Genomic DNA, 19,686 nt, shown 5'->3' on the forward strand with positions numbered 1-19,686 from the left:
CGGGCGGTTCCCCTGTCCGTTGCGGGGCGCATGACGAAGAGGTGACAACGCTTTCATCAGTATGCCCCGAATGGGAGAAAGAACACAGGGTTCGTTTTCTTTTTAGGAATGTTTGTAGTTCCTCTTTTGCTCCAGGCAAAAGAATGGTAAGATGAACTAAAGTACAGTCGGACGTAGACCGACATTTGTCATTTTTGGGGGGGCAGGACACTTGCTGAAAAGAACATTGGTCGGATTGCTGCGGAGTCACGAGCAAACGGGAGAAAAGGCTAGAGATCCTTTGTTGAAAACAAGGTATTACAAACTTTCCAAAGATAAGCTTTGGGAGGAAGTAGTCAGCACGCTTAAAAGGATTAACGGGTATAAAATTTTGCATGAAGTCCCTACTGTCGGGGAAATCGTTGTCGAGAAAAAAACGATAACGGGCCGTCGGCAGGATATTACTCTGACCTTGTTTGCCATTACTCCGGTCAAAAGCGCCGTCGATATTTATTCCGCTTCCCGCGGTTCGCTTGGGGATCTTGGTTCCAATTATCGGACGATCCTTGATATTTACAATGAGTTGGACCGCAAGCTGTCCGCTTATAAAATTACATAACTCGGGACGGTCAGCTGCGCCCCGGCGGCAACCTGTGATACAAAAAGCGGGGGAAAATTCGTTTTCCCCCGCTTTTTGTATGTATAAGATCAGACCAGTTTTTTAACAGCTTCGATTGCCGCTTCATAATTCGGATGTTCGGTCATTTCGCTTAAATATTCAACGTACTGAATTTTATTGTCGGTGTCCAGAACAAAGATGGAGCGCATCAGCAGCTGAAGCTCCTTGATCAGCACCCCGTAGGCTTCGCCAAAAGAACGGGTTTTGTAGTCGGACAGGGTGACGACTTTATCCACGCCGGCCGCACCGCACCAACGGGCTTGGGCCATCGGCAGGTCCACGCTGACCGTAAGGATGACCACGTTCTCCCCGAGGGTCCCGGCGGTTTCGTTAAACTTCCGAGTCTGCGCATCGCATACTCCTGTATCGAGAGAAGGAACGACACTGATCAGCTTGACCTTGCCTGCGAAATCGGACAGAGAGGCTGTATCCACCAAGCTTTTGTTAAGATTGAAATCGGGGGCCTGGTCTCCTACCTTCAGTTCGTTGCCGATGAGTGTAATCGGATTGCCTTTTAGAGTAGCGACGTTAGCGCGTTCTTGAGACATAATAATAGTTCCTCCTTTGAATTCGCTAAAATTTGGTTTTTGCTTCCTCTTATTATAATATGAGTAATTGATGCTTGTCCAATGACGATCCGGAGATAATGTTGAAAAAGGGGCTAATCGCGTGCTTGTTGGTCTTATAGGACAATAAGTCCCAAGGGAAAGGGTAGGGAATGGAAAGTGGAGCTAAGACAATTGCAATACTTTGTGAAAGTGGCCAAAAAGCAGCATGTCACCCAAGCGTCCGAAGAATTACATGTAGCGCAATCGGCGGTAAGCAGGCAGATCCGCCAATTGGAGCAGGAACTGGGAGTGACGCTCTTTGTCCAGAAAGGGAGAAATCTGCAAATTACTCCGGTAGGGAAGCTGTTTCTTACCCGGATTGAAGGAATATTAGGTGAGTTGGATCGGGCGGTAGTGGAGGTGCAGGAGTTCCTTGACCCCACTCGCGGGGAAATTCGTATAGGCTTTCCGCATAGTCTTGGAATAGCGCTGCTGCCGACCGTCGTAGCCAAGTTCCGTAAAATTTATCCGGAGGTCAAATTCCGGCTGCGCCAAGGGACCTACGCTCATCTTATCCGGGATATTCTGGAAGGTGAGATCGATCTGTCTTTCATTTCTCCGTTTCCCGAATCCCATAATTATGTCTCCGGAGAATTGCTGCTTGTCGAAGAACTGTTCGGCATCCTGCCGGAAAATCATGAATTGGCAGGGGAAGAGATCATTCGACTGGAACAGCTGAAGGAGGAGCAGTTCGTCATGTTCAGCGATGCTTATTCGCTCCGTTCCATCGTCCTGCAAGCCTGCAAGAAAGCGGGGTTCGTGCCGAAGATCGGATTTGAAGGCGAAGAGACGGATACGATCCGCGGACTCGTCGCCGCTGGAATGGGTGTCAGTCTGATGCCCGAAATGGCACTCAAGGAGATGTCTCAGCTGCAGCCGGTCAAGGTACGCGTCATTGAGCCGACGGTCACCCGAACGATTGGTCTGATTCGCCGCAAGAACGAGAAGCTGTCTCCGGTCGTGGAGGCCTTCAGGGAATTTTTACTGGAATACTTCAAGAATGAAGGCAAGAAGGAAGTTTAGAATACAATAAACCCCCGGAATCGACTCCGGGGGTTATTGGGGTTATGCTGATTAATCGCGGCTATTGAAGATAGCAATATATTTAAGCAGCTCGAGGACGGAGATCAAAGCGGCGGCTACGTAAGTTAATGCGGCAGCATTAAGCACTTTGGCGACACCTGTTTCTTCGTCGTTCGTAATAAAGCCTTCCGCTACCATCAGGTTGCGCGCCCGGCTGCTTGCGTTGAATTCGACTGGCAGAGTGACCAATTGGAACAGCACCGCCGCAGAGAAGAAAATAATTCCGAACAGCAGCAGGAAACTAAACTGTTGGAAAATAATACCGGCAATGATAAGCAGAGGAGCGATCCCGGAGCTAAAATTAACGGCCGGGAACATCCGGTGGCGGGCTACCAGCATCGGATAAGATTCCTTGTGCTGAATGGCGTGGCCCACTTCGTGACAGGCTACCGATACGGCCGAGATGGAGTTCTCATAATAGACCGGCTCAGATAGTCTCACTACCCGGTTAATCGGATCATAGTGGTCGGATAAAGCGCCGGGAACGGGTTCGATCGGAACATCATGCAGCCCGTTGGCGTCCAGCATTTTTCGAGCGGCTTCATATCCCGTCAACCCGTAGGTGGTGGGGACCTGCGCCCATTTTTTGAAAGTGCTTTTCACACGGAAGGATGCCCAGATGGATAATCCGAAGGCAGCCAGAATCAATAGGTCCCATGGGTAATAGAAAAAGAACATAGCCAAACCCCCTGTATTTAGAATAAAAGAATGAAAGTAACAATTAGAGAAGCGGACCTTTTCCGAGTAAAAGCAGGAGAGCTTCTATACATGCGGCGCTTTGCGGCGTCAGCAGTTTGTACATTTTTTTCGCCTGATTCGGCTTCAACTGATCGATGAGGGGACTGAGTTCTTTGACCTCTCGCTCCAATTGCTGCATCTGCAACTGCAGTGAGGCAAGCTTATCGGTCACATGATCATCCCGGCTAACCTTGTGAATCAGATCGAGGCTGCTTTTAATCTCTTCCAAAGTATATTTCTCTTGCTTCATACTTTCAATACGTTTCAAACGGCTCAAGGTTTCATCACTGTAATAGCGATAATTGCTGTCAGATCTTTTCTCCGGAGTGATTAGACCGAGCTTGGTATAATAGTCCACCGTACGATGGCTTACGTTAGCCATTCTGGCGATTTCCCCAATCCGGTAAAGCTTTATATTCCCATCAGGGTTTCCCCCCTTTTCTATTATCTTATATGCCCCATAATACATGAATATGAACCATACAGTCAAACGTTATGCTTTGAATAATATGTGAATTTGCCGGACCTTATGTGCACGCTTATTTTGTAAGTCGACAGGGGGTTTTTAATAGCGGCAGGATGCATTTATTTGAATTGTTTTTAACTGACTTTGGCCTCAGGCTTGATGAGAAAGAAAACAAGCCCCAGGGCGATTAAAGACAGCGCTGATACCGTAATGAACACGACGGAATGGGAAATATCCATCATCCAGCCGAACAATGGAGGTCCAAAGGCTACGCCGAGAAACCGCAAGCTGTTATACATGGAAGTGATCATCCCGCGCTCCGCTTTGGATACCGATCCGGTGATCATCGTGTTCAGGCAGGGGAGCAGCAGGCCGGTCCCGATACTGCTGACGGTTAACAGACCAATGAACACATAAATATTTTTGTATAAAAAAATAGTGAGGGCCAGGGAAACCGTCATTAGAACCAGCCCGATATTCATCAGCCACCGCATCAGAATCCCGTTTTTCTTAATAACGCTTCCTGTGATGTAGGAGGTCACGACCATTCCAAGCAAGGGGATGGCCAGCACCAGACCTTTGACAACCCCGTCAATGGAATAAGGGGGATCTTCCAATATGTTGGAGAGGTAGAACAGCACCCCGAACAAAATAAAAAGCGCAAGTGAGCCGGAAAAGAAGGCCGTGACGAGCCATCTTGCTTTTTCCTTCATGATCGTACCGATTTTTTTGGCGTAGGCGCCGAACTTTAAAGGTTTTTTATCTTTGGCCGGCTCTTTGATCAGCCAGATAACAGCTACCAGCGAGATGAAGCAAAAAACAGGGAAGGCGAAAAATGCCGCATACCAAACAATGAGAGCGAGCAGTGAGCCGAGAATGGGGCTGACTACTTTGCCGGTTCCGTTGGAGGCTTCGGTCAGTCCGAGCACCTTGCTTTCCGTAGCGCCATTATACATATCTCCGACTAACGCCATAGCAATCGATGCAGTTCCGGCTGCTCCGATGCCCTGAATCGCCCGGGAAACGATAACGACCCAATAAGAATGCCAAACCGCGCCGAAGCCTGCTAATATCCCGGCGGCACCATATATGATCAAGGAGGGGATAATAACCGCTTTGCGGCTGAACCGGTCGGACAAATATCCGGAGAAAGGAATGATCAGACCGGCGGTTACGGAGAAAAGAGTGATGACCAGGCTGCTCTGAAATCGGGAGATGCCCATTTCCCGTTCCATGTCGGGAAGGATAGGGACAAGCATCGAATTCCCCAGAACCAGCACTAGCGGAATCGAGGCAATAGCGAAAAATTCGGCAAAAGAGCCTTTGGATGCCCCGCCGTCTTTTTTATTTTTTTTCGGCTGGGCCTGCGTCTCTTCAATTGTACTTTCGAATGTAACGTCCAGTTTTCTCTGTTTTGTCTTTTCCATTACGGGGCTCCTCTGTAGTTGTAATGAACTTACTTTTCCCGCTTCGACTGGTAATCATTCCAGATACATAAAAGTCCAGAGATACATTAAAGTTGAGGAAAAAATCAATTAGAGAATCGAAATCGGATTAATTTGGGATATTATCCATAAGGGCCATAACAAAACAAGGGGTTATAACATTGCAAAGGGCTAAAACAAAACTTTGTCAGGGTCGAAAGGGAATTTGTTGATTATGGAAAAAAATTAAGAAATGGATTTGAGCAGCCATGAAAAAAAGTGGGATTTTGATTGTTTTTATTGTTGTACTGATTGGGTTGGCGGTATATCAGGACTTCTCCTCCCGGAATAAAGAAGTCGCTCTACCGACGGAAACCGCGCCGAAGCCCAGTTACAGGGCTCCTGCCTTTACGCTGCAGGGGTTGGATGGGCTCACTTATGAAGTGGGCGGAAAGAGGGACAAGCCGCTGTTTTTGAATTTTTGGGCTTCCTGGTGCGGCCCCTGTGAATTGGAAGCACCGGATTTGAAACGAATGTACGACAAATACAAGGACCAGCTGGATATGTATGCGGTGAATGTGACACGGAGTGACAAGCTGGATAAAGTAGAGAAATTCGCAGAACGTCATGAATTTCGCTTTCCCGTTTTGTTGGACAGGGAAGGAAAAGCAAGTGAGCTGTACAAATTTTATTTCATTCCGACGAGCTATTTGATTGACCGGAATGGCGTCATCGTGGAAGTCATTAATTTGGTCGATTCGAACCAATTGGAAGGCAAAATAAAAGCCTTAATCGAGCGTTGATTTATCAGGGCAACACTTACGTTCGGGTGGATCGAAACCTGCTTTCAGCACTAAACGAAAAGTCAGGCAGCGGGAAACTATACTATAGTGGATCAGCGTGAGCATAAAAAACGGCTTGCCCAGTTAATACCAGGCAAGCCGTTTGAAGTACGTTTCAAACGCATCTGAATTGAATGAAAGCATGCTATAAGCTTTCGTTAGAATTTAGTAAAATCATTCGGGCAGCATTTGTTAGGTCAAGGAGATCCTAATGATTGACCAGACCGAGGCGCTCCTGGCGATAAGCTGAAGCCGGCTCTATCGGTTGTTTGCCGATCAAGGCGTAGCGCATACTGTCTACGAGAGCATCCCAGCTCGCTTCAATGATGTTCTCCGAGACGCCGATTGTACTCCATTGATTGTTGGCATCCGAGGATTCGACCAGCACTCTGACTTTGCCCGCGGTGGCGTCCTTCTCGTTGATGACCCGGACTTTATAATCCGATAGGTGCATGTTTCTAATGTCGGGATAATATTGCTCGAGAGCTTTACGCAGGGCGTTGTCCAGAGCGTTAACCGGCCCGTTGCCTTCCGCTGCCATATAAACGGTGTCGCCATCCATTCTCAGCTTGACGATAGCTTCGGAGGACACTTTGCGATTGGCGCTTTTCTCAACCAGAATTTTGAAGGATTCGAGGGTGAAAATTTGCTCCAGCTCCCCGAACTCCTGGCGAAGCAGCAGCTCCAAGGAAGCATCGGCGCCTTCAAATTGATAGCCGTGATGCTCCAGTTCCTTGATTCTGTCGATCGCCTGCTTGGTCTTCTCGGGATCCTGATCGATATCGAGATGGAGCTCCTGGGCTTTAAACAACAGATTACTCTGACCGGCCAGCTCGGAGACAAGAACGCGCTGCTTGTTGCCGACCAACTCCGGCTGGATGTGCTCATAGGTTTTGGGATCTTTCAGAATGGCGGATACGTGAATACCGCCTTTATGAGCGAAGGCTGCCGTACCGACATAAGGCTGGTTAACAGGCATATTGACGTTGGCAATTTCACTGACATATCGGGCGACACTGGTCAATTGCTGTAATTGACTGTCCGAAATACATTGATAATTGAGCTTGAGCTGCAGGTTGGGGATGATCGAGCACAGGTTGGCATTGCCGCATCGTTCGCCGTATCCGTTGATAGTCCCTTGCACCTGTGTCGCTCCGGCCTGCACCGCCGCCATCGTATTAGCTGCGGCCAATTCACAATCGTTATGGGTATGAATGCCAAGAGACGTCGTCATCCGGCTTCGCACCATTGAAACGATCTCATGAATTTCATTGGGGAGGGTACCGCCGTTCGTATCACACATGACGAGCCAATCGGCCCCTGCTTCCTGCGCCTTCTCCAGTACGGCAAGCGCATATTCAGGGTTATGCTTGTACCCATCGAAGAAGTGCTCGGCATCAAACGAAACCTCTAAACCTTTATGCTTGAGATAGGAGACCGAGTCGAAGACCATGGCCAAATTTTCTTCCAGCGTCGTCTGAAGCGCTGTCGTGACATGAAAATCCCATGCTTTACCTACGAGGGAGGCAACTTGGACACCAGAGTCGATAATGCGATTCAAATTAACATCCTGCTCGGCTATCGAATGCTTGCGGCGAGTGCTGCCGAAGGCTGTTATTTTGGCATTGAAGTTGTGCTGTTTCACTCTCTGAAAAAATTCAATGTCTTTGCTGTTGCTGCCCGGATTTCCACCTTCAATATAATGAACGCCCAACGCATTAAGCCGCAGTGCGATTTTAAATTTGTCTTCAGCGGAGAGGCTGATCCCTTCTCCTTGGGTTCCATCACGCAGTGTAGTGTCGAAAATAAAGATTTGGTTTGACATATCTGTCCCCCTCATAAAATTACGAATCCTGGCGAATCTATAATTTCCTATTATAACATTAAGTACCGGACGCGGACAGTGTTTTTACAAAACCGACAAGGAAGAATGCCCGTAATTTCAAGGGAAGCTTGACCGCTGAACGGACTGGTTGTATGCTGATAATGGTAATTAATATGGAGGTGCTTCAACATGTCTACTATACCGTCAAGAGTGTTAGAACCGGTTCCGAATCCCCATCCCGACCGGGAGTATGAGGTCGAGATCGAAAGCCCGGAATTTACGGCGCTGTGCCCCGTAACCGGCCAGCCGGATTTCGCAACCATTACGTTTAAATATATCCCGGGCCCTTATATTGTAGAGTTAAAATCGTTAAAGCTGTATCTATGGAGCTTCCGCGATGAGGGCCATTTTCATGAGGATGTCACCAATACGATACTGAAAGACTTCGTGGAATTTATCAAGCCGCGCAAGCTTCAGGTTACAGGCAAATTCAATGTGCGGGGCGGAATATATACCACGGTTCGCGCCGAATATGAAGAAGGCCAGTGAATATTATCCGCGCAAAGGCAGAGTAATCCTGCATGTGGATATGAATGCTTTTTATTGTTCCGTGCATGAAGCTGCGGAACCGGCTCTCTATGCGGGCAAACCGATAGCGGTAGCCGGAAGCGTCGAACTGCGCAAAGGAATTATCGTAACGTCCTCCTATGCGGCGAGAGCCCGGGGAGTGCGGACGGGAATGCTGGTCAGTCAGGCCCGGAGACTGTGTCCGGAGCTTATATTCATCCGTCCCGATTTTGAGCTGTACAGAGATTTTTCCCGCAGGTTTATCCAGCTCGTCTATCAATACTCTCCTCTGGTCGAGACCATGTCCATAGACGAATGCTTCGTGGATATAACCGGATCGAGCCAGTTCGGCACCCCTTTGGAAATCGCCCATACGATTCAGAGAAGAATCCGTACCGAGTTATCACTGCCTTGTTCGATCGGAGTAGCCCCGAATAAGCTGCTGGCAAAAATGGCCTCGGATATGAAAAAGCCTAATGGAATTTCCGTGCTTCGTCTGCGGGATGTCCGCCCGCTTCTTTGGGGCAAGCCTTGCAAGGAATTGTACGGGATCGGCTCCAAAACAGCAGCCAAGCTGCTCAAGCTCAATATTCGTTCCATAGGAGACTTGGCTTCCTCCGATGAAAATATGCTGGTGAAGCAATTCGGAGTCTACGGGCGCTGGCTGAAGCAGGCCGCCAACGGACTCGACCATTCACCGGTCAAGGCGGAGCGGGATCCGAATAAATCGATTGGTCATACAACGACTTTGCCGTACAATTTTACCGATGTGGATGATATTCGCCGGGTGTTTCTTAACTTGGCGGATCAGACCGCGAGAAGATTGCGAAGGCAGCATCTGGTCTGTACGACGGTGCAGATTACGATTCGTGATCCTGACATGAAGACGATCACGCGATCGGTAACCTTGTCTCAGCCTACAGAACATATGGATTTGATCTACCGGGAGGCTTGCCGTCTGTTTCAGAGTCATTGGCAGCCGGGAAAGCCGATCCGCTTGTTAGGCATAACTTTGCAAAACTTGCAGCCAAAGGCGGGGGCGGCCATTCAGCTGGACTTGTTTGATTTCGAGCAGGCGGGTAAGAAGGATAAGCTGAACGAAACGATGGACCGGATTCGCGATAAGTTCGGCGAAAGCTCGTTATTGACCGCGGGAATGATCGGGGAGGACCCCTCAGCTCTAATCCGCAACCATAAAGTCCGCGGCACCTCGCTGCAAACCGACTTTTTGCGCAGGGGTGAAGGCGATTCGGCGGATCAAGAATGATGATCCGGTTAATCCCGATAACGTTAAAGAAAAGGATATAAATAGGAATGGCCACCTTATAGAGGAGGAATTATAGGCAATGGGTAAATACAGTTGGGTGGATAAAGACACATGCATTGCATGCGGCGCATGCGGCGCTACCGCCCCGGACATCTATGATTACGATGATGACGGAATTGCCGAAGTCATCTACGACGACGATCAGAATAGAGGAATCAAGGAAATTCCGGAACATTTATTCGATGATTTGCAGGATGCCCAAGACGGTTGTCCGACCGATTCCATTAAAGTGGCGGATGAGCCATTTGATATGGAATAGGAAATTCGGGTCTGTATGCATCTTCCGGCCGCTCCATGTTGGAGCGGTTTTTGTTATTTAGGGGGGCCAGGCATTTACGGTGAAGTAATTGCAGATTTTCAGGTGTTAAAAAGGATTGTTGCTCTATGTCAGTTGTCATTTACTTGCTATAATTTGATACGCACGTCAAATTTGTATCGGGAGGATGCACAGGGAATTGGGCTAAGTTAGACGAGCTTTTCGATGAACTGCCTGCCAAGAATAAAGGCATTTAAACCTAAAAGTTCAATCGTGAAGGTGGTGTGATATGAATTCACATGTTCAAAAGCTGGTTTCTGATTATTTCAATGGTCCGCTAAAACATCAAAGCGCTTCCCCTTTTGTATTAGAAGCTTTGGATATAGCTTTAATAGTAGTAACAGGCAGTTATTCATTTGGAATGTTTAACGAAACATCGGATCTTGATTTAGAATTCATACTGCCTGACGAACAACATATTGCTTTGGTCGAAAAAGCGGGCGGGGTCCAAAACTTGTGGGTTCACGATGAGGATCATCAACCTTTAGTCGATATCAAAATCCGACCATTTACATGGCTCCAAAATCGGCTGAATGGAAGTGATCCTGAAGTTCTATGGATATACCAACACGCGGTTATTATTCAGGATAGTAAACATATCCTTCCACAACTTCTCGACGATGCAAACAAGCGATTTCACCTAACGATTTTAGACTTTATCACACAGTCTTACAAAGACTTGCGCACTGGAGTAACAGTTTCAGCGGCGCGAGAACCACTTGGTAAAACAATCATGATGAATAGAACGATTGAAGCCGCATTGGCTTTACCTTTTCTTGTACGGAAAGAACCCTACCCTTATCCCAAGTGGAAAAGCATTTGGTTGAAAAACACTCACAAAAAGGGGGAGGATATTGTATCACTTTGCGAACAATGGTTAGCTGGGAACCCGGTGTATGAATCATTAAGGGCAGAGATTAACTCCGTAATGGTTGAGGCAGGATACCAGGATTTAACCAAACACTTCTGGCGAAAGGCTTAAAAATTACGCTTAGGGTAACGGAGATCGATAGTTTAATCAAAGAAATATACGCCGCCGTATGAGCGGCGGCTCTTTTGTTATAGCAGCAACAATATTTTTGAAAAGAGCTATTTTCTTTAATCGTTTGCCGATATAAAGTTATAGATTGGTCAACGTTAATTGGCAAAGGAGGCTTTAGTTATGAAGAAGGATGCTGACCGACCGAGGTCGGCGCGGCAAGCTCCCGGCCGGCTTAAGGCAACTGATCGGAGGGAAGAAACCAACCCGAGGGAGGCCTTAAGGGCGCAGGATGATGCCCGGCTGAGCGAGACCCCAAGGCTGCAGAAGGAAACCACCCTGCAGGAGGGCGCGGAAGCGCGGGAGACGGTCAATAAGAGGAATGCGGCCCAATCGCAGGATAGCGCCATGCCGGGAGAAGCGCAGAATTCGTCCGCTTCTTCCTCCGAGGGTCAGGAAAGGGAGCTTAAGGACTATGCGGACGAGGACATTCCGCAGTATCTGAAGCAGTACATAAGTCAGCATCCATCCAGCAAAATGGCCTGGTATTTGCTGGGCAAAGAATACGAGAGGCAGGGAAAAGACGGCAAGGCCCGGTATTGCTATGCCCGTTCGGAAGAAATATACGATGCTTTTGAAATGAAATCGATGCTGCCCGAATCCGAGGATATATCCTCCACTCCTCAAGAAGCCGTGGGGACACCGAATAAAAAGCTGAAAAGAACGGCTTGGGCACTGCTTTTTATCGTGCTGCTGTTAATCCTGCCTTCCTCGCTGGATAAGAGTATGTCTGGAGAAATAAAGCGAGGGGCGGCTAAAGAAGAAGGAGGGGCTTCAGTAGAGCCCGAGCCTTCTCCTTCCCCTGACGTGAAGGGAGGGGAATCGGGGCAAGAGGTTGATCCCGATAACGGGGACTCGCCGAGAGTGATCCTGAGCGTGGTAACTGAACCATCATCCGTTTCTGAATCGGCGGGAATGGAACGTTGGCTTCCGTTTTCTTCTCCCTCACAGAATACGGTGTGGGGAACGCTGAAGAGAAACGGCCCATGGACGATGTGGGGAGAAGGAGTCCAGGCGATGGCAGCAATGCGTCCTGTCGAGGCTTCCGGGCGCTATGAGCTGGAAATCTTTGATAGGGAGCTATGCCAATGCGAGCCCATGGATGGGCTTGAGGCCCGGCAAAGGATAACCGAATGGATGACCGAGCGGGAAGAGCTGCTTGTTCTTCAATCGGCCTTGATAGGCTATTATTCGTTGAATGGATCACCACCGGCAGAGATGGCAGATCTGACCGGTAACTATCCGGATAATTTATTATCGGGTACAACGACACGGATGGAGGCTGCATTTGGCATCTATAAGGACAAGCTGTTTGACGAGAACGGTCAGTTGCAGCTGCCCATACTACCGGAGAATGGGGGGCCGGATAAGCCGGTTAACGAGTATACGGAGGTATGGACGGAGGCTCCGTTGGAAATTATTGTGGATAAACAGAATTACCGCCTGGCACTGGTGAGCGGCGGCATTGTCATTCGCAACTATCCAGTCGGTCTTGGCGGAGATCGCACTCCGGAAGGAGAATTCTATATTAGCGAGAAGGTAGTCGATCCACAGGGCAGGAAAAAGAGAGAATTCGGTACAAGAGGGATGACCTTATCCGATACATTATATGCGATCCATGGAACCAATCAGCCATCCAGTATGGAGGAGGACCGGTCGTTAGGCTGTATCCGGATGCTGGACGAGGACGTGGAAGAGCTATATGGTTTGGTACCGATGGGAACCAAGGTTTCGATTGTTAAGGAAGGTCTGCCCGAATCCATTATCCGGGGAGCCTTGAGGCTAGAATTGCCGGTCCGGGATAACGAAACCAATCCAGGCAAAATATATGAATGGTTGAATTAAACGAACCGGCCATCCTGCCCGTCTCATCGAACCATTGCTTTATTGCCGTTGATAGCTACAAACTACGGCAAGAATAAATAAAAATAACCTTGATGGAGGCGAGGGAGGAGCGCAACGATCGGTTGACGGAGTCCTTCCCCCGTTATCCATCCGTTTGGATCCGCATTCTTCTAACCGTTCACAATGAGTAGTACGGCCATTAGGATTACGATGGCGGCGAAGATGCTGACGACCCAAATGACGCCTTTTTTGTTTACTTCTTCTTTCGGTTTACGTTGTGAATAGGAGATGGGTTTTCTTTTCATCGGCACCTAACACCCTTTCATTCATTTTAAACTCTTACTTTTAGCCTATATTCTATCATATCCTTTCTTTTTTGACAGCGCTTATTATACGGGTCAGGGTGCAGGCTAATATGTAGGTGAGTGGACAAGCTAACATCGTAGGCGGGAATGGACAAGTGGGGGAGCCAACGTTCTTGCGATATAAGTTGCATCTTTCTTTTTTTTTCTTAAGAAGGTAAACTGATCGTTAGGACTACTTGTGAACGGAGTTGTTGGACAGACATGTTATATCGATCTTTGGCCAAACCGGTCTTGTTCCGAATGGATGCGGAGAAGGCCCATCATTTAATCATTAACGGGCTCAGCAAAGGGGCGCGATTCCCTGGGATGGCTTCCTTGCTTGGACAATTATATGGTACGGTTCCTTCGCCCAAGCTTGAGGTGAAGCTGTGGGATATAGAATTTCCGAATCCGATCGGATTGGCGGCCGGTCTGGATAAGAACGGTCAGGCAGTTCCCGGTTTTTCCGCGATCGGCTTCGGGTTTATGGAGGTTGGAACCGTCACTCCCAAGCCTCAAACGGGCAATGATCGCCCGAGACTGTTCCGGCTGCCGGAAGATCTTGCATTGATCAATCGAATGGGGTTTAATAATGTTGGAGCCGATCAAATGGCGGTCAATCTGCGCCAGACTGGAAGACGGACGATTCCCGTTGCGGTGAATATCGGCAAGAACAAAACAACCTCGAACGAAGAGGCGGAACAGGATTATCGCGAATGCTTGCGCAAGCTGTACCCCTTCGGGGATTTTTTTGTCGTTAATATAAGCTCGCCTAATACGCCCGATCTGCGCAAGCTGCAGCATGGGGAAGAGTTAAAGAGGCTTCTTGAAGCCGTTATGGAGGAGCGGGATCGGCAAAGCGGGCAGGATGCCCGTCCGAAGCCGGTGCTCGTCAAAATAGCTCCGGACATTTCTGACCAGGATTTAGAGTATATTATGGATACGATCCTCGCAAGTCCCATATCCGGTATTATCGCCACGAATACGACGATCCGCCGAGACGGGCTTGGACATCCGAACGCTTCGGAAACAGGCGGATTGAGCGGGAAGCCGCTTACTGCCCGATCTACGGACGTCATCAAGGCGATTTATCGACTTACCCGCGGCCGAATTCCGATTATTGGATGCGGGGGGATTTTCAACGCCCAGGACGCTTATGACAAAATACGGGCAGGCGCTAATCTGGTAGAAGTCTACACCTCGCTTATCTATGAAGGTCCGGGGTTGATTAAACGACTGAATGCCGGCTTGTTGGAGCTGCTGGAACGAGACGGATGTTCCCATATATCCGAAGCTGTCGGTGCGGACGTATTGGAATAGACGGCGAGAGGAGGAAATGTTATGGATGGAAGAGATTGGAATAAATTTCTTCTTCCTTATGAACAAGCGGTCGAGGAGCTTAAAGTGAAATTCAAGACCCTTCGTTCGGAATTAAAAAGCCGTGAAGAATATGCTCCTATAGAATTTGTAACGGGACGGGTCAAACGAATATCAAGCATATTGGATAAAGCGAAAAAGCTGAATGTGCCGATGGACGAGATCGAGACCGGTATAGAGGATATAGCGGGTATACGAATCATGTGTCAGTTTGTGGAAGACATTGAGCGGCTGTCGGCTATCATCCGCCAGCGCCAGGATATGAAGGTCGTCTACTGCAAAGACTACATTACTTATAAAAAAGAAAGCGGATATCGGAGCTACCACATTATTGTGGAATATCCGGTGCAGACCGCTCTTGGCATGAAAATTGTGCTGGCCGAGCTGCAGATCCGTACTCTGGCCATGAATTTCTGGGCAACTATCGAACATTCATTAAATTATAAATATAAAGGCAAGCTTCCTGAAGAAGTGACTAAGCGACTGAGCAAGGCGGCCGAGGCGGCCTATTTGCTGGATCAGGAAATGTCGAGCATCCGCGACGAAATTATGGAGTCTCAGATGCTGTTCGAAGACAAGTCCATTCTGGTATCCAAAGTGCTGAACGATATTCAGCAGCTTTACTTTTACCGGCGAGTCCGCGAAGCGGTTAACTTTCAATTGAAGTTTAATGAATATTGGGAAGCGGAAGATATATGGAATTTAAAGAAGCTGTCCTTATCCATTGAGGAAGCGATTGCTAAAGCGAAAAAAGAAGTCGATCGTAAGTAACCGGGTTTCCCCCTGACATCTGACCCTGAACCGGATGGCAGGGGGTTGTTTGTAGGGAGGGGGAAGGGGATGACAGGAATGGAACGAATCGACTACAGCCCGCTTTACTTGGCTTATCTTCATTATTTTAACGTGGAGCGGGATTATTTTGAATGTCATGAAGTGTTGGAGGAACTGTGGCTGGAGGAAGGAAGAAACCTTCTGTACCAGGGTCTGCTTCAGGTAGCGGTCGCCCTGTATCATCATCGCAACGACAACCGAAACGGCGCGCGCAAAATGTTTGCTCAAGCGGTAAATAAACTCCGTCAATTCCCAAACGATTCTTTAGGGATTGATCTGGGACGGCTGCTGGAAGAGAGTGAGCGGTATTGGAGACAACTGGAAAACTATGACGAGGCTCCGTTTGAATTTTATGACCTGACGATCCGAATCATCGATCCTGTCCTTAAGGAGCAGGTTGAGGAATGGGCCGTTCATAAACATCTGCCCGATGACGATCATTAGGCGTGGGGAAGAAAGCAAAAAAGCAGCCTGAGGCTGCTTATCTATTAGATGGAAAATGAACCGTAATCCGCTTGTCCAGAAATTACTGTTTATATTTTTCAAAAAACTGCTTATAGTTATCTTTGGCCGCTTCTCCGACAATTCGCTCTACCTCTACTCCATCTTTGAAGTAGGCAAGCACTGGCCAGGATTCGATTTGGTAAGTACTCAGGTAATTCCTGAATTCCAGAATGTTAAATTGTTTTAGTTCAATGTCCATTTCTTGAGACATCGGATAGATGACCGGGGTCACTCTTTGGCAGAAATGACAATCGGGAGAAAAGAAGTACACGAACATGGATTCCTTGTTGTTAATGCTTTGCTCCAGTTGTTGGGGAAGAACGATGCTTTGGTAATTAGGATCGTCCAATTGCTTGATCGTTTCGGGTTGAAGCTTGTTCGCCGAAACTCCATACAGTTCCTTCGCTTTCGCATCATTGGAGCTGACGCTAGCCTTATTAAGAACGAATAGTAGTACGAATACGGCTACTATAATTGAAAGATAAATAGCTAATTTTTTCATAGTACCCTCCTTTCCGTAACCATTATAGCATGAACAAAATGTTTTTTTCAAAATATAAGAATGACGAAAGAGTGAACATCATGGCCGTACAGCTCCCAGAAGCGTTTATAACGAAGATGAAGAGATTGCTGCAGGAAGAGTTTACCGCCTTCTATTCTTCCTACGAAGCCCCCCGTCATTACGGGGTGAGAATCAATACGTTAAAAATATCGGCAGACGAGTTCAGCAGGATGGCCCCCTTTGCATTGGAGCGGGTGCCTTGGTGTGCTACCGGCTATTATTATGCAGAAGGAGAACGCCCCGGTAAGCATCCCTACTATCACGCCGGTCTGTACTATATTCAAGAACCAAGCGCGATGCTTCCCGTGGAATTGCTGGATATCCGCCCCGGGGATCGGGTGCTTGATTTGTGCGCGGCTCCCGGCGGCAAGGCGACCCAAATCGCCGCCAAGCTGGCGGGAACGGGACTTGTCGTCGCCAATGATAATCAACCGGAGCGGGTCAAAGCATTGGTCAAAAATGTGGAGCTGGCCGGCATCCGCAATGCGATTGTCTTGAACGAGCTTCCGGAACGAATGCTTCCCAACTTTCACGGATTTTTCGATAAAATACTGATTGACGCACCCTGCTCAGGAGAAGGAATGTTCCGTAAGGATGAGGATATGGCAGGGCAATGGGAGAAGCATTCTGTGAAACGGTGTTCCGCCATGCAAAGAAATATTCTCGAGAGCGCAGCCCAAATGCTGACCAGCGGGGGTCGAATTGTGTATTCGACCTGTACCTTTTCACCGGAAGAGAATGAAGCGATGATTTCGACCTTTCTGAAAAAGCATCCGGAATTTAAATTGGTCCCCATTGGAGCGGAAGGCTGTTCCACGGGGAGGGCCGATTGGAGTGAATTCACGGGAATGGAGGAAGCAGACTCCGATGCCTGCGATGGCTTGGGGCCGGGTTCTAGCAACACTCCATTGCCCGGTACCGTTCGATTGTGGCCGCATCTCGTTCGGGGAGAGGGACATTTCGCCGCGGTGCTGGAGAAGAACCCAGAGGGACGGATAGCCGAGACCGAAGCGGGAGGCGCAGGTGTCCTTGAGTCGGGAACCGGAAATGCGCTTGGATCAGGAGGAAGTGAGGTGCCCGGCCCGGGAACATTGCGCCCGACGTTGAAATCCGCAGCATGGCCGGAAGCCAGGGAATCGAGTCAAGGCAAGGCAGCGGGCCAAGCCGCGCAGGTGAAGCTGCTTGCCTCCGGCAGCAGGCTGGGCAGGAAGGCAGCCGACTCGCGCGGCGTGGAGAGGGAAGGCTCAGCCCGAACGACGGCGGGTGGAGGCAAGCGCGCGAAGGGCCACCGTGGAAATAACGAGCCCCTAGTCTCCTTAGAAGGCTGGAAGGCATTCGTTCGCGACCATCTCACGGTCGAGCCTCCCGGAGAACCTGTTGTTTATGGAGAACATCTCTATCTGTCACCGGCTTACCCACCGGCTCTCGATAGTCTTAAAGTGTCGAGGCCCGGTTGGTACGCCGGTACCATCCGTAACAACAGATTTGTTCCGTCGCACGCTCTGGCTGTTGGATTGAAGGGGGAAGAAGCGGCCCGCCGAGTGGAATTAACTTCTCAGTCTGCTGATGCGATTAAGTATTTAAAAGGTGATACTCTTATCGTCAGCGATGAAGAGGTGAAGTGTGCGGGCGTGAAATCGCCTAAAGGCTGGTGCCTTGTATGCATCGATGGATTTCCCGTCGGTTGGGGCAAGTGGCAGGACGGGATTCTGAAGAATGAATACCCGCCGGGATGGAGGATGACTTAGGAGTGAGATCGACTCAGCGTCTCGATAAGCTGCTGGCGCATGCCGGGTGGGGAACCCGCAGCGAAATTAAGAAGTTGGTTAAACGAGGGGCCGTAACGGTAAACGGCCGGAAGGTAAAAGACAGCGGCTTGCAGGTTGACCCGTACGAGGATCATATTCAAGTTGGCAGCGAGCCAGTCGATTATAAGGAATTTATTTATATAATGATGAATAAGCCGCCCGGGGTCATTTCGGCAACGGAGGATGTGCGGGAGAAGACGGTCTTGGACTTGCTTGGACCGGAAGCCAGTCATTTTCGGGTTTTTCCTGTTGGCCGTTTGGATAAAGATACCGAAGGGCTGCTCTTATTGACCAATGACGGCAAGCTGGCGCACAATTTGCTGTCTCCCAAGAAAGAGGTGCCCAAAACTTATTTTGCAGAAGTGGAAGGAATTGTAACCGATGAGGATCGCTTCGCTTTCAGCAAAGGGGTTTCGTTGGACGATGGTTATGTAACGCTGCCGGCCGAGCTCGTCATTTTAAATGTGGATGCCGCTGCGGACAAGCCTCTCTCAAAAATAGAGTTAACGATCAGGGAAGGCAAATTTCATCAAGTGAAGCGAATGTTTCAGGCGGTAGGCAAGCGCGTTGTCTATTTGCAGCGGATTTCGATGGGCAGTTTGCAATTGGATTCTCATCTTTCTCCCGGTGGCTATAGGGAGTTAACAGAGAAGGAGCTGGACAACCTTAAACATTCCAGCACCGAATAATCGAATTTTGTTTTAAGGGAGGGAGCGATACTAATGAACTATAAACTGATTGCGCTCGATGTAGATGGAACGCTGCTTAATGACCAGCATGAGTTAACTCCGCGGACAGCGGAATTATTGCGGGAAATACATCATGCCGGGGCGGAGATTGTACTGTGTACCGGCAGAAGCCCGACCAATGCGGCTCCATACCTTAAGGAAATGGGACTGGATGGTATAATGGTTACCCATAATGGTGCGGCTACAGTCTCCTCTAGAGAGATGACGGTTCTTCATCAGCATTCCTTTAAGGTACAGGACATTATTCCATATATTCTATTTTGTCGAGAGAATGAAATTCACTTCGATCTTTCTACTGCGTTTGAATTATATTTGGAGCACGTCACCGAATGGGAAAGAAAAATGTATGCAAGCTTTAAAATGGATCCGATTGTGTTTGAAGATTTGTTAGGCTTCCAAGATCCGATAGTCAAATTTACGATATACAGCGAAAAGGAAAAAGTCGATCGCGTAGAAGGACAGTGGGGAGACTGGACGAGCTCTCTCAGGATGATTCGCAGCCACTTGAATTTCATCGATATGATGCATCCGGAGGCAAGCAAAGGAAACGCCTTGCAAAAGCTGGCACAATCCAGAGGGGTTTCCCGCAAGGAAATATTGGCGATAGGAAATTATTACAATGATACGGATATGATTGAATATGCCGGAATGGGGATCGCGATGGACAATTCTCCGCTAGAGGTCAAGCAGGCCGCAGACGAGGTTACCGCATCTAACAATGAGGAAGGCGTATATCAGGCGCTTCGAAAGCATTTATTTTGAAGACTTTGCCC

General features: G+C 48.7%; 21 protein-coding genes. 14 read left to right on the plus strand and 7 right to left on the minus strand.

Going from position 1 to position 19,686, the window contains the following annotated elements; translation table 11 throughout:
• Nucleotides 1-211 precede the first annotated feature (211 nt).
• Entirely contained in the window at nt 212-598 is a 387-nt protein-coding gene (locus tag KJS69_RS15295; RefSeq protein WP_213584644.1) for a DUF1499 domain-containing protein, read from the plus strand.
• Between the two features lie 89 nt (nt 599-687).
• On the opposite strand, the gene tpx is transcribed toward KJS69_RS15295, so the two are convergent.
• Nucleotides 688-1,206: a thiol peroxidase gene (tpx, locus tag KJS69_RS15300; protein WP_213584645.1), complete on the minus strand. Its 519-nt coding sequence runs from the start codon at nt 1,204-1,206 to the stop codon at nt 688-690.
• A gap of 177 nt (nt 1,207-1,383) precedes the next feature.
• Between tpx and gltC the strand changes: the two genes are divergently transcribed.
• A complete protein-coding gene (gene gltC, locus KJS69_RS15305; protein ID WP_213584646.1) occupies nt 1,384-2,289 on the plus strand; it encodes a glutamate biosynthesis transcriptional regulator GltC in 906 nt (301 codons plus the stop codon).
• A 51-nt stretch (nt 2,290-2,340) separates the two neighbouring features.
• On the opposite strand, the gene KJS69_RS15310 is transcribed toward gltC, so the two are convergent.
• The 3 genes from KJS69_RS15310 to KJS69_RS15320 form a co-directional block, all read right to left on the minus strand.
• Nucleotides 2,341-3,027, minus strand: coding sequence for a zinc metallopeptidase (locus tag KJS69_RS15310; protein ID WP_213584647.1), 687 nt, complete (start codon nt 3,025-3,027; stop codon nt 2,341-2,343).
• A 43-nt stretch (nt 3,028-3,070) separates the two neighbouring features.
• Nucleotides 3,071-3,502, minus strand: a complete 432-nt coding sequence (locus KJS69_RS15315; RefSeq protein ID WP_213584757.1) for a MerR family transcriptional regulator — start codon at nt 3,500-3,502, stop codon at nt 3,071-3,073.
• A gap of 185 nt (nt 3,503-3,687) precedes the next feature.
• Nucleotides 3,688-4,980, minus strand: a complete 1,293-nt coding sequence (locus KJS69_RS15320; protein ID WP_213584648.1) for an MFS transporter — start codon at nt 4,978-4,980, stop codon at nt 3,688-3,690.
• Between the two features lie 266 nt (nt 4,981-5,246).
• Here KJS69_RS15320 and KJS69_RS15325 point away from each other — a divergent pair, with 266 nt between their 5' ends.
• The gene (locus tag KJS69_RS15325) at nt 5,247-5,780 is read left to right on the plus strand and encodes a TlpA family protein disulfide reductase (RefSeq protein ID WP_213584649.1); all 534 of its coding nucleotides are present in this window, start codon (nt 5,247-5,249) and stop codon (nt 5,778-5,780) included.
• Nucleotides 5,781-6,027: 247 nt separating this feature from the next.
• On the opposite strand, the gene cimA is transcribed toward KJS69_RS15325, so the two are convergent.
• Nucleotides 6,028-7,644: a citramalate synthase gene (gene cimA, locus KJS69_RS15330; protein ID WP_213584650.1), complete on the minus strand. Its 1,617-nt coding sequence runs from the start codon at nt 7,642-7,644 to the stop codon at nt 6,028-6,030.
• A 189-nt stretch (nt 7,645-7,833) separates the two neighbouring features.
• Between cimA and queF the strand changes: the two genes are divergently transcribed.
• The 5 genes from queF to KJS69_RS15355 all read left to right on the plus strand — a co-directional run bounded on the left by queF (nt 7,834) and on the right by KJS69_RS15355 (nt 12,738).
• The gene (gene queF, locus KJS69_RS15335; RefSeq protein WP_213584651.1) at nt 7,834-8,193 is read left to right on the plus strand and encodes a preQ(1) synthase; all 360 of its coding nucleotides are present in this window, start codon (nt 7,834-7,836) and stop codon (nt 8,191-8,193) included.
• Entirely contained in the window at nt 8,177-9,478 is a 1,302-nt protein-coding gene (locus KJS69_RS15340; protein ID WP_213584652.1) for a DNA polymerase IV, read from the plus strand. Before queF ends, KJS69_RS15340 begins: the two co-directional genes overlap by 17 nt.
• 79 nt (nt 9,479-9,557) lie before the next feature.
• Nucleotides 9,558-9,797: a ferredoxin gene (locus KJS69_RS15345; RefSeq protein WP_213584653.1), complete on the plus strand. Its 240-nt coding sequence runs from the start codon at nt 9,558-9,560 to the stop codon at nt 9,795-9,797.
• 286 nt (nt 9,798-10,083) lie between these two features.
• Nucleotides 10,084-10,836, plus strand: coding sequence for a nucleotidyltransferase domain-containing protein (locus KJS69_RS15350; RefSeq protein ID WP_213584654.1), 753 nt, complete (start codon nt 10,084-10,086; stop codon nt 10,834-10,836).
• Nucleotides 10,837-11,016: 180 nt separating this feature from the next.
• On the plus strand, nt 11,017-12,738 hold the full coding sequence (locus KJS69_RS15355; RefSeq protein WP_213584655.1) for a L,D-transpeptidase: 1,722 nt from the start codon (nt 11,017-11,019) through the stop codon (nt 12,736-12,738).
• Between the two features lie 170 nt (nt 12,739-12,908).
• On the opposite strand, the gene KJS69_RS29985 is transcribed toward KJS69_RS15355, so the two are convergent.
• Nucleotides 12,909-13,043: a hypothetical protein gene (locus KJS69_RS29985; RefSeq protein WP_283777465.1), complete on the minus strand. Its 135-nt coding sequence runs from the start codon at nt 13,041-13,043 to the stop codon at nt 12,909-12,911.
• A gap of 261 nt (nt 13,044-13,304) precedes the next feature.
• Here KJS69_RS29985 and KJS69_RS15360 point away from each other — a divergent pair, with 261 nt between their 5' ends.
• The 3 genes from KJS69_RS15360 (at nt 13,305) to KJS69_RS15370 (ending at nt 15,734) form a co-directional block, all read left to right on the plus strand.
• Nucleotides 13,305-14,402 carry a quinone-dependent dihydroorotate dehydrogenase gene (locus KJS69_RS15360; protein ID WP_213584656.1) on the plus strand — a complete coding sequence of 366 codons (1,098 nt, stop codon included), beginning with the start codon at nt 13,305-13,307 and terminating at the stop codon, nt 14,400-14,402.
• Nucleotides 14,403-14,423: 21 nt separating this feature from the next.
• Nucleotides 14,424-15,230, plus strand: a complete 807-nt coding sequence (yjbM, locus tag KJS69_RS15365; RefSeq protein ID WP_213584657.1) for a GTP diphosphokinase — start codon at nt 14,424-14,426, stop codon at nt 15,228-15,230.
• Nucleotides 15,231-15,299: 69 nt separating this feature from the next.
• Nucleotides 15,300-15,734, plus strand: coding sequence for a DUF309 domain-containing protein (locus tag KJS69_RS15370; RefSeq protein ID WP_249730539.1), 435 nt, complete (start codon nt 15,300-15,302; stop codon nt 15,732-15,734).
• An 82-nt stretch (nt 15,735-15,816) separates the two neighbouring features.
• Here KJS69_RS15370 and KJS69_RS15375 read toward each other — a convergent pair whose 3' ends face one another.
• Complete coding sequence (locus KJS69_RS15375; RefSeq protein WP_213584658.1) at nt 15,817-16,296, minus strand: thioredoxin family protein; 480 nt, start codon at nt 16,294-16,296, stop codon at nt 15,817-15,819.
• An 80-nt stretch (nt 16,297-16,376) separates the two neighbouring features.
• Between KJS69_RS15375 and KJS69_RS15380 the strand changes: the two genes are divergently transcribed.
• Genes KJS69_RS15380 through KJS69_RS15390 form a run of 3 tightly spaced genes read left to right on the plus strand, consistent with a single transcriptional unit; the run spans nt 16,377 to nt 19,675 of the window.
• Nucleotides 16,377-18,104, plus strand: a complete 1,728-nt coding sequence (locus tag KJS69_RS15380) for an RsmB/NOP family class I SAM-dependent RNA methyltransferase (protein ID WP_213584659.1) — start codon at nt 16,377-16,379, stop codon at nt 18,102-18,104.
• A 2-nt stretch (nt 18,105-18,106) separates the two neighbouring features.
• The gene (locus KJS69_RS15385) at nt 18,107-18,853 is read left to right on the plus strand and encodes a pseudouridine synthase (RefSeq protein ID WP_249730540.1); all 747 of its coding nucleotides are present in this window, start codon (nt 18,107-18,109) and stop codon (nt 18,851-18,853) included.
• Nucleotides 18,854-18,886: 33 nt separating this feature from the next.
• Nucleotides 18,887-19,675 carry a Cof-type HAD-IIB family hydrolase gene (locus tag KJS69_RS15390; RefSeq protein WP_213584661.1) on the plus strand — a complete coding sequence of 263 codons (789 nt, stop codon included), beginning with the start codon at nt 18,887-18,889 and terminating at the stop codon, nt 19,673-19,675.
• Nucleotides 19,676-19,686 lie beyond the last annotated feature (11 nt).

The sequence above is a fragment of the Paenibacillus sp. J2TS4 genome, assembly GCF_018403245.1.
GTDB lineage: Bacteria > Bacillota > Bacilli > Paenibacillales > NBRC-103111 > Paenibacillus_L.

Coding starts and splice junctions, on each gene's coding strand:
- KJS69_RS29985 (WP_283777465.1), bottom strand. CDS start 13,043: ATGAAAAGAAAACCCATCTCCTATTCACAACGTAAACCGAAAGAAGAA.
- KJS69_RS15350 (WP_213584654.1), top strand. CDS start 10,084: ATGAATTCACATGTTCAAAAGCTGGTTTCTGATTATTTCAATGGTCCG.
- KJS69_RS15380 (WP_213584659.1), top strand. CDS start 16,377: ATGGCCGTACAGCTCCCAGAAGCGTTTATAACGAAGATGAAGAGATTG.
- KJS69_RS15355 (WP_213584655.1), top strand. CDS start 11,017: ATGAAGAAGGATGCTGACCGACCGAGGTCGGCGCGGCAAGCTCCCGGC.
- tpx (WP_213584645.1), bottom strand. CDS start 1,206: ATGTCTCAAGAACGCGCTAACGTCGCTACTCTAAAAGGCAATCCGATT.
- KJS69_RS15375 (WP_213584658.1), bottom strand. CDS start 16,296: ATGAAAAAATTAGCTATTTATCTTTCAATTATAGTAGCCGTATTCGTA.
- queF (WP_213584651.1), top strand. CDS start 7,834: ATGTCTACTATACCGTCAAGAGTGTTAGAACCGGTTCCGAATCCCCAT.
- KJS69_RS15370 (WP_249730539.1), top strand. CDS start 15,300: ATGACAGGAATGGAACGAATCGACTACAGCCCGCTTTACTTGGCTTAT.
- KJS69_RS15325 (WP_213584649.1), top strand. CDS start 5,247: ATGAAAAAAAGTGGGATTTTGATTGTTTTTATTGTTGTACTGATTGGG.
- KJS69_RS15390 (WP_213584661.1), top strand. CDS start 18,887: ATGAACTATAAACTGATTGCGCTCGATGTAGATGGAACGCTGCTTAAT.
- KJS69_RS15360 (WP_213584656.1), top strand. CDS start 13,305: ATGTTATATCGATCTTTGGCCAAACCGGTCTTGTTCCGAATGGATGCG.
- KJS69_RS15345 (WP_213584653.1), top strand. CDS start 9,558: ATGGGTAAATACAGTTGGGTGGATAAAGACACATGCATTGCATGCGGC.
- KJS69_RS15340 (WP_213584652.1), top strand. CDS start 8,177: ATGAAGAAGGCCAGTGAATATTATCCGCGCAAAGGCAGAGTAATCCTG.
- cimA (WP_213584650.1), bottom strand. CDS start 7,644: ATGTCAAACCAAATCTTTATTTTCGACACTACACTGCGTGATGGAACC.
- yjbM (WP_213584657.1), top strand. CDS start 14,424: ATGGATGGAAGAGATTGGAATAAATTTCTTCTTCCTTATGAACAAGCG.
- KJS69_RS15320 (WP_213584648.1), bottom strand. CDS start 4,980: ATGGAAAAGACAAAACAGAGAAAACTGGACGTTACATTCGAAAGTACA.
- KJS69_RS15310 (WP_213584647.1), bottom strand. CDS start 3,027: ATGTTCTTTTTCTATTACCCATGGGACCTATTGATTCTGGCTGCCTTC.